A 14649-nucleotide genomic window follows, 5' to 3' on the forward strand; every position below is an offset into this window, starting at 1 on the left:
TTTTTTGTGGATCACAAATTTTCAAACATTGCTGATCTAAAACTTATCGTGGGCCTTGGAAATCCAGGCCCACGATACAAAGATACCAGACACAACGTTGGGTTTATGGTGTTAGATGAGCTTGCACATAAATATCATGCAACCGCCTGGAAAGAAGCCGACAAAGCAAGCTCGTGCCAAATCACCCTCTCGCTCCCCAGCGGGCAACTACACACAATTACTCTTTTAAAACCCCTTTCTGGCATGAATGTTTCTGGCATTCACATTAAACCTTTTTTAAAAAACGGTATAAAGCCTGAACAAATTGCCTTGTGTTACGATGAGATGGAAAAACCCTTTGGCAAAAGCATGATTCGCTTTGCCGGAAGCGCTCGCGGCCACAACGGCGTGCGATCAGCAATCGAACAAATCGGGCCTCATTTTTGGCAACTACGCTTTGGAATCGCTCGGCCTGCAGAAAAAAGCATGGTAGCAGACTACGTTCTTTCGCCATTTACTGCAGAAGAAAAAATTGACCTGGCATCAAAAATAGATGATTGCCTTGCAATTTTAGGTCTCTAAAAAGACATACCGAATAATTTTTTATTCATTTTTTAAAAAAAAGGGTGAAAAAATACTTTTCTCTAAAAAACCAACAACAATCTCAATGATTCTTTAACCTAAAAAGAAAATGACTACAAAAACCCTAAGAAACCTATGAAATTTTTCCATTCCTTAAAATTAGCCTTAATCTTTCTGCTGCTTACCCCCACTCTTCATGCAACACAGATTTCTCGCGTCTCTCAAGCTGCACAGCTGATTTCGGGCACCTCGCACAATTATTTACACTCAAGCGATGCGCCAGCTCACTGCGCTCTAACACTCTGCGCATATGTTGCTTCTCGCGCAAACCTTAGATTCGAACAACAAAGCAGAGGAAAAACGCTCGTCCATAACTCCGAACCATTTGCTTTTGCGATTGAATCTTTTTATCAAATTATTCCGTATCTTATATCTTCAAAAAAACTTTCTGCCTGGTCAATTCCCTTCATGTTAATAAAACACACCGATCACGCGATTGAAATTGCCCTAAGGCAATTGCTTGATTACTACAAAACACCAAGATCCGCTCGCTACTACCTTGATTGGATCATCGATGTGCTACCCCTAATTCGTAAAACAATATTCGGCTGGTGGTACACGCAGAATGTGTTAAATGAAATCAAAGCTGAATGCAAAAAAATAACTATAGAACCAGAAATAACAAGTTCTGCATTTGCGCAGACACCACAGTGCATTTCCTTGAAAAATCCGTTGTTCCACATACTTGAAGCAGGACTTCTTATTTTTGAAAAAAAAAAATTAGATGGCATAAAAAGATTGCGCTACGTGGTGCTCAATATATTAAGCAAAACAATCCCACTCCTCAAAAACATTCATATTTCTGAATCAACATTCAAGCAGCTCTCCAAACCATTACAACAAAAAATCATCGATATCGGTACCGCAGAAGACTACGCGAGCGCCGATCTTTTGTATCGCACACTTAGTCCAAATATCTTGGGCCTTGACCATGCAGACTATCTAAATGGTATCTTTACACCAGAAGCAGAAGCTTGGCCAACAACGGCTCAACAACAAGTTGTTGGTAATTATTGGATGCGCAGAGGGATTAGCGATATTTTTGTTCCTTTTGGTAAAATTTTCAGACAAACATAGCGATTACAAATTAATTTTATGTACCGATACAGTCGAAAACAATTCACTATCGTGCGTAACAACAATCACACACGAGTTATATTTTTGCCGAACTTGGACAAATAAATCGCGTACAAGTTCGGCATTTTTTTTATCCAAACTTCCCGTTGGCTCGTCTGCCAAAATAACTTGTGGGTTATTTACCAACGCTCGGGCCAGCGCCACCCGCTGACGCTCGCCTCCCGACAAATAACGTGGATACGAATTTTTCTTGTGCTCAAGCCCAACAAACCCAAGAAGTTCTGACACTTTTTTATCAATTTCCACCTGAGTTCTTCCCAGCACTTGCGCAGGAAGTGCAATATTTTCTGCAACGGTAAGCTCGGGAACCAAGTAATGAAATTGAAACAACATCCCAACCACACTCTGCCGATACCTCAAAAAGTCATCCTGAGACCAACTGGTAATTTCCCGATTATCAAAAAACAGTTTTCCCGCCGACGGCTTTTCTAGACCCGCTAAAATATGCAAAAAAGTTGTTTTTCCTGCCCCCGAAGGACCAGACACAACATACAACTTTCCCCGCTCAAATACCTGCGACTGAGGACGCAAAATCAACAGCTCACCAGCTTCACTCAAAACCTTTTTTTCAATCTGCTCACATCGCAAAACAGTCAACTGGTCGCCCTGCACACCCAATACCCCTCAAAAAATCAAAAATACAAGAGTCAAGGTATTATAAAATTTATACCAACACCAACAGATTGGCCGATTCAATGCCGCTTTTTTTGAAAACTATCTTGTCATGCTTCAAACCGCTTACCTAGACTATCATATAGGCATACGGCTGGTAATCTGGCAAGGATGCCATGCTCTGTGTTTCATACATAACGGGGGGGTTATGAAGGAACTGCAAACAGCGCCAGAGACATCTAAAAGCTCTGACGCACTGTCACTTATTCCAACAGTAGACATCGTGGTATTCCCACAGATGGTTGTTCCATTGCTTGTCATGGACCAACGCATCATCGATGGCGTTAACAAAGCTCTCGAGGGATCAAAAGAAATTTTACTGGTGGCGGTACGTGGCTCTAGCGATAATACACAAAAAGCCGTAGAGGCTGAAGATTTATACGAAGTCGGCACGATCGGAAAAATCATGCGCGTTATGAACATTCCAGAAGGTGGAATGAAGATTTTAGCGCAAGGACTCCGCCGTGTATCTATTCAAAATGTACATTCAGATGAAACAAGCATTTCTGCTGAAGTTTCTGAATATCCATTCGACTCTCAGATCAATAATCCGCAAGTCGAAAAAAAAGTGCGCGAAATTATCGCACTGTGTGAACGAATGTCATCTTTGGGCGGCTCTTTTAATCAGGATTTTCATGTAATATTTTCTCAAATTGACGACCTTGAACGATCGGTAGACTTTCTACTTTCACATCTGACGCTTTCAGTTATTCAATCTCAGGCATTACTCGAAAAAAAACTAATGATTGAATTACTCGATGAACTATTCGTCTACCTGGAAACAGAAGCCGAAACAGCTCGCATGCAAGAACGCATCAAACACAACGCCCGCGATGCCATCAACAAATCGCAACGTGAATATTACCTACGAGAACAACTGCGTGCAATTCAAAAAGAGCTGGGCGATGACGTTGACAATGAAATGGACGATCTTAAGAAAAAATTAGAAAATCCTGCACTTTCTGAAGAAGCATCAAACGAAGCAAAAAGACAACTACGAAGACTTGAACGCACATCTCCAGATTCCCTGGAAGCTACAGTTATTCGTAACCATCTTGAATGGCTTTTGGGTCTTCCCTGGGGTAAAACAACCACAGATAACCTAAACATCACATATGCAAAAAGTATTTTAGATCGCGATCATTATGGGCTAGAAAAAATTAAAGATCGAATTCTTGACTATCTTTCCGTAAAAAGCTTTCAAACTTCAGATCACTCTCCGATTTTATGTTTTTCAGGGCCTCCCGGGGTTGGAAAAACATCGCTTGGAAAATCGATTGCTGAATGTCTTGGAAGAGAATTTTTCAGAATTTCTGTTGGTGGTTTGCATGACGAATCTGAACTCAAAGGGCATCGACGAACCTATGTTGGGGCACTTCCAGGTAGATTTATCCAGGCTATTTCAAAAACAGGAAGCATGAATCCTGTGATTGTGATTGATGAAATAGACAAAATCGGACAATCAGGCAAAGGCGATCCTTCTGCTGCATTGCTTGAAATTCTCGACCCTGAACAAAATAACAATTTTTATGACAATTATCTTGGAACTCATTTTGATCTTTCAAAGGTAATGTTCATCGCAACATCAAACGATCTGCACAACATCCCAGCTCCGCTGCGAGATCGTATGGAAGTTATTGAACTTTCAGGCTACACCGTCGAAGAAAAAGTAAAAATCGCAAAACAACATCTTGCACCACGAGCAATTAACTTTTCCGGGCTCAAAGAAAAAGGGCTTGATTTTGATGACTCTGTTTTAAGAGAACTTATTATTTCATACACCAGAGAATCTGGTGTTCGAACGCTCAATCGATACATTCAAACGCTGTGTTCAAAATTTGCACGTGCATTACTCGAGACCGATACCAAAACAATCTTTACCAAAGAAAATCTTGCAGAGTTTTTAGGACCCCGAAAAATTTCATTGGATAAAAATATCACAAAAAATCGAATCGGCGTTACAAACGGTCTTGCATGGACACCATTTGGTGGAGAAATCTTACAAGTCGAAGCTGTCATGATGCCTGGACAAGGAAAACTTACACTCACAGGACAACTTGGAGATGTGATGAGAGAATCAGCTCAAGCTGCAGTAAGTTACATTCGTTCAAAAGCAGATGCTCTTGGGATTAAACAAAATTTGTTTAACGAAACCGATCTTCATATCCACTTTCCTGCTGGTGCTATTCCAAAAGACGGTCCATCTGCCGGCATCACGCTCGTTTCTTCGATTTTATCGGTTATGACGCAACGTCCAATTAATGGAAACTTTGCAATGACCGGAGAAGTTGATTTGCATGGTGGAGTTCTTCCTATCGGCGGACTTAAAGAAAAAATATTAGCCGCAAAACAACATGGCGTTACAAATATCATTGTACCAAAAGAAAATAAGCACGATGTTGACGGGCTTGATGACATTCTTCAAGGCCTTACACTTCATTTCGTTTCTCACGTAGATGAAGTTGTCTCTCGTGTTCTTATGGACAAGGAACCATTGAGGGCTTAACACAATTAAATAACTGCGCATATACTACCTATGCGCAGTTATTTTTTTTATGTTAGCTCGCTGTGAATAAAAAAACTAAATTATTTACGCTTATCTTTTTTTTATTACTCCCAAAAACAGTCAATTCTTATTGGGCTTTTATTACAACACCATTCAGGCTCGCAAGGTTTGTTTTTAGCAGCACTCTCAGTGGTGGTGCTAATATTTATTTTCTTGGACAGATCATTAATTTTGCCTACCAAAAATTTAATTCTTCCTCACCTTTTTATAGATTGGAACAAAAAATTTCTTTAAGCAAAATGCCCTCTTCCCTAAAAAGCGAACTCTATGAAGAAATCAAATATGCCCAACTCTCACATTCAGAAGAAAGAGCAGGAGGAACACATGCTTTTATTAACCAGGTGCTTCATTTTCCATGGAGAAAAAAAAAAGAACCAGAAGCAGATTTAAAAAAAATTTACCAAAGAATAGATTCTAAAATTTTTGGGATGCACAAAATAAAAAAGCTCGTTTTAGACCTCTTTTTTGCCTATCACGAAGGGCGAATAAAACACATTTCACCTTTATGCCTTTATGGACCTCCGGGAACTGGCAAAACAGCATTTGCCGTTGCCCTTGCAAAAGCCCTTAACCTTCCGTACATCATAATCTCGGCAACAGGAGCCAATGACCCAGATGCTTTTTTTCGGGGATCACTCAGGACATATGTTGGTTCTGCGCCCGGATTTTTTTTCTCTGCTTTTTCACAATTACAATGCATAAATCCACTGATTATTATCGATGAAATCGACAAACAAGCTGTAGGTAATCACCGCGGAACAATCCAAAACGTATTACTTCAAGCTCTAGACCCGGTGCAAAACAAACGATTTAGAGACTATTACCTTAACCATGATATCGATATCAGTAATGCATTTATCATTACCACCGCAAACGATATCAACCTCATTTCAGACCCCCTCCAAGACCGAATGCTCATGGTCAAGGTAGATGAATACAGCGAAAAAGAGCGCGAAATTATCGCAAGTACCATTATTTGGAACAAAATTAAAGGAACGTACAAAATCCCTCCGGATGTAAAGAAACAATTTATTCAAAAAGCACTCTTAAAAACAGCTGAAACACGAATATTTAGGTCTTTAAAAAAAATATTAACAAAAAAAATCAATCGCTGGCTCAGACTAAATAGCTAAATAAAATGTTTTTTCAACAAAAGCAGCTCTTTTAGTAAAAAAGAAGACCCCCTTTTGAAGCTTTGTTTGCGATAAGCCATACTACAAAAAGTGCTGAGTTGGCCGCGTTATTCTGGGGAGAAAAATAATTGTGCTACATTTTGTAAAAAAACTATATAAAACAATATTTTTTGTTGTTTTGTTTTCATTGATTACAACTCCATACCCCATCAAAGCACCCCTTTCTCTGCCGAGCTTTGAACAAATTTGTCTAGGATCGGTAAGTTTTGCAGCCCTGGCATCATTATTAATGGTCTATCTTGATAGCCGAGAATCACGCGCACAAAATCACCATAAATATACAAATAACGCTCATATTTCAGATGAAATCAAACAAAAAATTTCAACAAAACTAAAGTCTTTAAGGCTCTGGAAAGCACACAGAGAATTAACCGCAAATTACCTTGCGGTAATTGACAAATTTCCTTTTGGTATCACAACTGAATCAACAATCGATCTTGCTGCTGCTCGCGCATCACTCGATGCTTCGCACTGTGGACTGAGCTCTGTCAAAGAAACCATCATTGACTACCTTGCTGGCATAAAACTCAGTGGCAAATCACACAAAATCCTTTGTTTGTCGGGAATGCCAGGGATTGGAAAAACTACCGTAGCTGAATCAATCAGCAAAGCCTTGGGTAAAAAATTTAGCAAAATAACTTTTGGAGCACTCAAAACCCTTTCATCTCAAACATATGGTCAGGAAGCAGAACTTTCTGGCGCAGGCCCAATCGCAAACGCCCTTATTTCTGCAGAAGCAGAGAATCCCGTAATATTGCTCGATGAAATCGACAAAGCTCCAGATTATTTACTCCCACAGCTACTTGAGATTCTTGATCCAGCTCAAAACAAAAAATTTAAAGATGTCTACCTCGGTTTTGAAGTCGATATTTCTAACGTTACCTTTATCGCAACTGCAAACGATTTATCAAAAATCGCACGACCACTTCTTGATAGAATGCAAGTTTTAGAACTTCACCCGTACAGCAGGCAAGAAAGAGTTACGATTGCTCATGAAAAATTAATTCCCCAAATTGCTGCCGACATGAAGCTGCCAAAAAGTATCGAATGCAAACTTCACTTACTCGCAGAACCTCTTGTCGATCGGATTATCAACAACGAAGCAGGGGTGCGAGATTTAAAACGCTATTTAATTTCAGGCGCAGAAAAATATGCTCGATTACATCAAGAAAAACGCGCTTTGCTTGAGGATGTTACCATTTCACCCCAAGAAATTATCAAAACTCAACATCCAGAAATGCTTCAACTTACCCCTGCCTTTGAAATTCCAGAACAAAAACTTGTTGGCGTTGCAAACGGGATGTATGCTGCCGGCACAAATGGCGGCGGATTGCTCAAAATCGAATCGATTTGTATTCCTCATGGATCTGGCCAACTACATGCAAATAAATTGCAAGGAAAGTTTTCTGCCGAAGCTCAAAACCGTGTCTTTGCATACGTAAAAAGTATCGCCGATCAATATGGAATTGATCAAAAAACATTCCGTGAAAACGACTTTATGTTTGGAGATCAATTATATGTTCCTGTCGATGGCCCTTCAGCGGGACTCGCTCATACCGTTTCTCTTATTTCAACACTGACAAATACCCCAGTAAAACAAGATTTTTCTATGACTGGCGCAATCGATATGCATGGCAACGTGTTGCCGGTTAATGGATATCGGGATAAAATATTAGGTTCTGAGCGATCAGGGATCAGAAACGTTGTAGTTCCTGCTGCTGCAAAACCTGTCATCGAAAGCATCAAAGAAGACTTTAAAGATTTAACTATTTTTTATGTCTCGACAGTTCCAGAAGCACTGAAATTAGTTTTTGAAACAGCACAAATATAATTAAGAGAAAGACTATGATACAAAAAACAATCTTAAAAACCACGTTAATCGCTCTTCTTTTTGCTCCATCACTCAATAAGGCTGCAAGCTTTGGTGGGTTTATGCGCGGAACTCGCGACACCGTTATCACCCTCAGTATTCTGGCATCAATTTACCTTGCATGGGTACATTTTTCTGCAACAACAGACGAAGCCATTTTAATGAATCAGCTTTTAGCACAAAATGCGATTCCTTCGCACATAAAAAAAATTATTACCTCAAAAATTAAATATGCCTCCCTCAGAAGAAATACCTATATTTCCTACGTCCTTAAATACCCATGGGAAAAACAATTTCCACCAGCAGTAAATCTGAGCAAAGCACACGAAACACTCCAATCTCACCATGGAATGAATCTTGTAAAAACGCACATACTCGAACAAGTTGCATTATTGCAACTCAATCCATCTCTCAAGCTACGCCCAATTTGTTTAGTTGGGCCATCGGGAACGGGAAAGACTTCAATTGCTCAAGTAATTGCTCGTGCTATGAATAGACCGTTTAATATTCTTTCGATGGGAAATGATGAAAAATACTTCAGAGGATTTGAATACACCTATGAAGGCTCAGAACCCGGTGCATTCATGAAGCTGCATACCAACTTCAAAAACAAATTCAGCGTCATATTGTTTGATGAACTTGATAAACTCAATAACAAAGCAGCTCAAACTATTCTTGAAGCTCTTGACCCAGAAAGAAATAGTGAATACCAAGATACATTTATGGATTTTCCAATCGATCTTTCTAACCATTTTTTTATCGCAACAGCTAACGATCTTTCTAAAATTCCTTCAGCGATTAAAGACCGGATGACGATTATTAATGTCGATCCATACACCCCAAAAGAAAAAGAAATAATTGCACTCAAAAATTTTATCCCAAAACTCAAAGAAGAATACAACCTTCCAGAGGATGCTATTGCAGAATTAACCGCACTAATGCCACTCATTATCGAAAGAACATCTCGAACTATCGAAGGCGAAAATGGCGTTCGAACACTCCAACAAGCACTCAAGTCTTTAGCTGCTAAATATTACACCGCTTTTCTTATGGGAAAAAAAATTTCAATAACAAAAGAGAATCTTTCATCGTACCTAGATCCACAATTTTCAGAATTTAGACTTTCTGATACCCCAGAAGATGCTATCATGTACGCCAATACGCACCTCAAACGCTTGCGGGTGTCTCAAGAAATATTCAGAAGAATTGAAGATCGAATCAGCGATTTTAAAGGATATGCAGACAAAACAAGTGCAACGCTCATCCGGACCTATGTCGACTGGATTTTAAAATATCCCTTTGTGTCTCAGCAACCAAAGACACCACAGTTTTCTGAAATCATGGCCCAGCTCAATGCAACTCACTACGGAATCTGGCACATAAAAAAAATAATTTGCGAATACCTTGCTGGATTTTTGAAAAGCAACGGCAAATCAAAAAAAATTCTCTGTTTTCATGGCTATCCTGGCGTTGGAAAAACAATGGCAGCAGAATCTATCGCAAAAGCGCTAAACCGACCATTTATCAAAATTTCTCTCTCGAATATCAGGAATTTTTCTAACGAATATCAGCAGCACCCCGGGCACCTTGCAAAAGCCCTCATCTCTGCAAAAAGCCAATACCCAGTAATCCTCTTTGATGAGCTCGATAAAATGGATGCCTCACTTTTTACAGAACTTTTGGAAGCTTTTGACACCAACCAAAACAATGCAATCAAAGATCATTATTTAAATATTAACATAGATCTTTCTAACGCTCTGATTATCGCTACTGCTAACGATATAGAAAGAATTCCTCATCCGCTCTTAAACCGTATGGAACTTGTCCAAATTCATCCCTACACAGTGCAGGAACGTCTTGAAATAGCAAAAAAACACCTGCTTCCTAAGATTCTACAACTGATCCCTCTCCAAGACGAGTCTGTCGCAGCGTTAGAAAAAATTACACCAGAAATTACAATTATACTGTCCCAATATGAAGCCGGAGTTCGCAAACTCAACCAATTACTCACCAAAGCGGCTGAACAGTTGGCGTTTATCGAACTTACCGAAACAAGCGAAAAAACAAAGCTCATTCAAGAAATCACCGCCGAAAAAATTATTGGTGCAGAAAGTGCTGATATCTTACAAGAATGGGATGCCTCAAAACCTCTTACAATTCCAACTATCGGCGTTGTAAATGGCATGTATGCCGGAGGAGCTTGCGGCGGAGGATTACTAAAAATTCAAGCCAACATTATCCCTGGCGGAACCGGCCTTCTCATCAAAAATGAACTTGGTGGTAAAACCGCACAAATATCACACCAACAAACTCTTATGTTTATAAAAACATTTGCTGACAAGCTTGGTATACATTCAGAAATATTAAAAAATTCTGACTTTGCTATTACAAAACAAGATTATAATGAATTTGATGGACCTTCTGCGGGAATCGCGCAAACAGTTGCTCTTATTTCTGCGCTTACAAAACGTCCTGTAAAACCAGGATATGCTGTCACTGGTGCAATGGATGCACTCGGAAATCTCATTCCCGTCGGCGGCTATCGTGATAAAATTCAAGGAACTATTTATGCGGGAATAACACAATTTGTTGTTCCTGAATGTGCGCGAAGAACGATTGAAACGCTACTTCCAGAATTACCAGAAATCACCGTCCATTTTGTAAAAACAATCGATGAGGCAGTTAACATTCTTCTTGAAAAACCATAATTGTAGCGAAAAAAAAGAAACAAACTTAATCAACTATTTCCCAAAAATGAAACTTCCAGGTACGATGTGCGTCATGAATTAAATGTTTTTGTAGAAATAGTATGATGACATTAAAATCTTTTTTGTTTACTGTACTTTGTTTTTCCATAACCAGCACTTCAATAAAACCAGACCTGATCGATGATGTATACAATAATCCTGGAACATGTACTGCTGGTATTGTATTTTTAGTTTCCGCATATAAAAACCTCACCAACCCATCTCTCTCTCGGTCTGGAATTGCGAAAATTACAACAATGCTTACATCTGGAGGATATCTTGCTTACAAATACAAAAAAATCTTAGAACTTATTTTTTTTCTGGATGTCAAACTCAGGCTGCTAGGTGTTCCTTCAAAAAACATTCCTCCTCTCAAAAGAATTCTTAAACGAATTAATCAATTTGAACGCGACACATTGCTAAAACATTTAAAAAGTTTTCCATTCAACCCAAATCCCCAAGATACGCTCTACAGCGATAATGCTAACGTCAGAGAAGCACTCGAAAAAAATAGTTTCTTTTCGCAAGATTGCGTCAATCAAGTTGTAAACACTCTTGCCCTTAACGAAAAACTCTCCCTGGAAGAACGAAGAACGCTCATTCTTACAACCCCTCGATCTCACCCTGCTGGAAAAATCGCCAAAGAAATCGCAAAAGCTCTTGGTAAACCATACATCGTTATTAATTTTGCCAAAGACATGTGGCGTTCATCTCTTCTTGGCAGACCCGACATGGGATTTGGAGAACATGGACGATTATTTGAAGCATTTGCAAAAGCAGGTACCGAATCATGTGTGCTTATTTTCAAAAATATACACGTACTCTCAGAAGATGAAGTAACAGCTCTCATAAACTGCTGCACAAAAAAAACAACCCCTGTAATTGATCGCAGCACCGAAATCGAAATTCCCTTTAAACATGCACTTTCGATAATCATTAATGAAAAAAATAAACTTTCGGACACTTTTTTCTTTCAATACAACGATTTTTTCAAAAACATTTTAGTACGCGAATACTCCGATCAGGAACGCACCGGCATCATTCAAAGCATCATAATTCCAGAACTTATCACCCTGTACTCACTGCCGGAATTTATCGAAAAAACATTATACGAATCAACTCCAGCTCTCGTTGAACTATGGAAAAAAACAAATCAGTCGTTTAAAAATTGCAAACGAATTATTCGAAAAATAACATTTGATTACATTCTTAATCCTGAAAAAAAATCTCTTTCCGAAGACGAGCTTGCTTGGTATTTCAAAGAACAAGAAACCATCGAAGACTACACCTCGCCAGAAATTCCAGAGCACTTTCAGAAATCAATTAAAATTAAACTTTCTGATGCACTTGCCAACGGGAACCTGTATAAACACTACATCGAACAATATCCATTCAAAAAAGAACAAATCCCGGCTATTAAAAAAGAATCCGCAAAAAAAATCTTACGCCAAAATATTGTTGGGATGAAAAAAACACAGCAAGAAATGCTTACCCTGCTCATTGCAAACTCAATTTCAACACCTGAGCACAAAAAAGCTATTTGCTTTGTGGGTCTTGCGGGCACCGGAAAAACTCACTGCGCTCAAGCACTCGCCGACGCAACGCTCAGACAGTCATTTCTTATCGATTTTTCAAGCATCGCAAATCTTCCTGGTGACCCAACCAACGTTGCAGGCGCAGAACCAAGTGATTTCTTTAAAGCATTTTGCACCACTCAATCACGAGCACCGGCAATTATTCTTGATAACATCGACAAAGCAAGCAAGATTAACTTGCTCTTTATGGAAAAAGCCTTAAATCCCCATAAAAATTTTGCGTACCCCGATCAATTTTCTGGATTTGAAATGGATCTTTCGAATGTTTTTTTTATCGCAACCGCAAAAGACTTGTCAGAAATTCCTTCATCAATGCTTCAATACATGGAAATTATCAACCTGGAAGGCTACTCGTTTGAAGAAAAAATTAATATCGCAGAAAAAAAATTATTACCAAGCGCAATCTCAAGCAGATACCTCAGTAACTCAAACGCCGCTGATATTTATTGCGAAATAGCTGCATGCATCACAGAAATTTGTTCAATTGTAGCTCCGTCAGAAAAAGGATTAAATCAGCTAAGCAGAGCAATCAATTCGCTCGTGCTTCAAGAAGTTGTAAGCCTCTTTACAAACAACACAACGCTCAACCTTACTCCGGACAATCTACGCTCATTCATTCCACCGGTACTCAGTGCGTATACACTCAACCCCGCAGAAGATATCACCGCATATTGCAATGATGTCATAAAAAGTCTTGATATCACACCCGAACAATTCAAAAAAATCGAAAATCACATTATCGCTCTTAAACCATGGCGAGGGGGAAATTCAATCACCTTGCTCTACATGGAATGGATTCGTAAATTTCCCTTCAACAAATACGCAAATGAACAAAAGTCTCTCGAATTTGCACGCAACCAACTTGATAAAACACACTTTGGACTCCAGCAAGTAAAAAATCTCATTTTAGATTTTTTAGCAGGGTCATTTGTTGCTGCCGAAACAACCATCAGTAAAAATATTTGTTTTATTGGTGGACCGGGCATCGGAAAAACTACCTTTGCTGAATCAATCGCAAAAGCGCTCAATAGACCCTTTGTACGCATTCCAATCGAATCGATCAAAAGTCTGACTGGAGTTATCGGAGAACATGAAATGTTTGGTGAAGGGCCAGGAGCTATCGGAAAAGCATTGTGCACAACCGAATGCTTAAACCCTGTAATTTTGCTCGACGAAATCGATAAAGCATGTCCAAATGTGCAATATCAATTACTGGAAATTCTCGATCCTGCACAAAATAAAACCATTAAAGATGGCTTTTTGGGGCTTGATATCGATGCATCAAAAATTTTATTCATCGCTTCTGCCAACGATCTTTCGAGTCTTTCGCACGCATTGCGCGATCGCTTACACAAAATCGAACTCTCACCATACGGAAAAGCAGAACGTGTTGGAATTGCCCAAAACATGATTGTCCCTGACATCATAAAAGAATTTAAATTTAATGCCGAAGTTGCAGGCCATCTGTATGGCATGATCGACGACTTGGTAGAAACAACACTCATCACCGAATATGGCGTACGTAACCTCAAACGATTCTTGTACATCGCAGCAAACAAATATGCGCGATTAATTATCGAGAAAAAACCACTCACCAGGCTTTCGGTCGTAGACATACTCAAAGACCAATATCCAGATCTTTTGCAACTCAAAAACGATCCTGCTGCAATTCCAGCAACCGTTCCGCTTATTGGTGTGGTAAATGGCATGTGCGCTGGCAGATCCGATGGTGGGGGGCTTCACAAAACACAAGCCTCAATTATCCCTGGTGGCAGTGGCAACCTTATTAAAAATGAACTTGGTGGCCAAACAGCCCAGGCATCACAAGTACAATCACTCATGTTTATTAAAAATTTTGCAGAAAAATATCAGATCAATCGTGAATTACTTTCAACATCTGATTTTGCAATTATCAAACAACATTACGAAGAATTTGATGGCCCTTCTGCAGGAATCGCACAAACAGTTGCGCTCATTTCTGCTCTCACCAAACGTGCGGTAAAACCTGGATATGCCGTCACCGGGGCAATCGATGCACTGGGCAACTTACTCCCCGTCGGTGGATACCGAGAAAAAATTTTGGGCACCGCACGCACGGGAATTACCAATTTCATCGTCCCAGAATGCGCCCGGGAAACGATGGAAGCGCTCAAACAACAATTTACTGGACTTACCATTATTTTGGTAAAAACAATCGATGAAGCCCTAGATATCTTGCTCGAGAAATAATTTTTCCCAGTCACACAAA

Annotated in this window: 8 protein-coding genes; 7 read left to right on the plus strand and 1 reads right to left on the minus strand. The window is 39.5% G+C overall.

From position 1 onward, the window contains the following. The first annotated feature begins 6 nt into the window (after window positions 1–6). Together FJ366_01260 and FJ366_01265 are read left to right on the plus strand one after the other, a co-directional pair. The gene (locus FJ366_01260; protein ID MBM3894206.1) at window positions 7–561 is read left to right on the plus strand and encodes an aminoacyl-tRNA hydrolase; all 555 of its coding nucleotides are present in this window, start codon (window positions 7–9) and stop codon (window positions 559–561) included. Window positions 562–696: 135 nt separating this feature from the next. After that, on the plus strand, window positions 697–1698 hold the full coding sequence (locus tag FJ366_01265) for a hypothetical protein (GenBank protein MBM3894207.1): 1002 nt from the start codon (window positions 697–699) through the stop codon (window positions 1696–1698). 3 nt (window positions 1699–1701) lie between these two features. On the opposite strand, the gene FJ366_01270 is transcribed toward FJ366_01265, so the two are convergent. Further along, entirely contained in the window at window positions 1702–2376 is a 675-nt protein-coding gene (locus FJ366_01270; GenBank protein ID MBM3894208.1) for an ABC transporter ATP-binding protein, read from the minus strand. 106 nt (window positions 2377–2482) lie between these two features. Between FJ366_01270 and lon the strand changes: the two genes are divergently transcribed. The 5 genes from lon (at window position 2483) to FJ366_01295 (ending at window position 14630) form a co-directional block, all read left to right on the plus strand. Continuing rightward, on the plus strand, window positions 2483–4936 hold the full coding sequence (lon, locus tag FJ366_01275) for an endopeptidase La (GenBank protein ID MBM3894209.1): 2454 nt from the start codon (window positions 2483–2485) through the stop codon (window positions 4934–4936). A 62-nt stretch (window positions 4937–4998) separates the two neighbouring features. Beyond that, complete coding sequence (locus tag FJ366_01280; protein MBM3894210.1) at window positions 4999–6129, plus strand: AAA family ATPase; 1131 nt, start codon at window positions 4999–5001, stop codon at window positions 6127–6129. 130 nt (window positions 6130–6259) lie between these two features. Then, window positions 6260–8020 carry an AAA family ATPase gene (locus FJ366_01285; protein MBM3894211.1) on the plus strand — a complete coding sequence of 587 codons (1761 nt, stop codon included), beginning with the start codon at window positions 6260–6262 and terminating at the stop codon, window positions 8018–8020. Between the two features lie 14 nt (window positions 8021–8034). Continuing rightward, window positions 8035–10767, plus strand: coding sequence for an AAA family ATPase (locus FJ366_01290; GenBank protein ID MBM3894212.1), 2733 nt, complete (start codon window positions 8035–8037; stop codon window positions 10765–10767). Between the two features lie 101 nt (window positions 10768–10868). Beyond that, entirely contained in the window at window positions 10869–14630 is a 3762-nt protein-coding gene (locus FJ366_01295) for an AAA family ATPase (GenBank protein MBM3894213.1), read from the plus strand. Window positions 14631–14649 lie beyond the last annotated feature (19 nt).

The organism is Candidatus Dependentiae bacterium (genome assembly GCA_016871815.1).
Lineage (GTDB): Bacteria > Babelota > Babeliae > Babelales.

Excerpts from the sequence above, each read along its gene's own strand:
- lon (MBM3894209.1), top strand. The coding sequence starts at position 2,483 with ATGCTTCAAACCGCTTACCTAGACTATCATATAGGCATACGGCTGGTA.
- FJ366_01265 (MBM3894207.1), top strand. The coding sequence starts at position 697 with ATGAAATTTTTCCATTCCTTAAAATTAGCCTTAATCTTTCTGCTGCTT.
- FJ366_01290 (MBM3894212.1), top strand. The coding sequence starts at position 8,035 with ATGATACAAAAAACAATCTTAAAAACCACGTTAATCGCTCTTCTTTTT.
- FJ366_01295 (MBM3894213.1), top strand. The coding sequence starts at position 10,869 with ATGATGACATTAAAATCTTTTTTGTTTACTGTACTTTGTTTTTCCATA.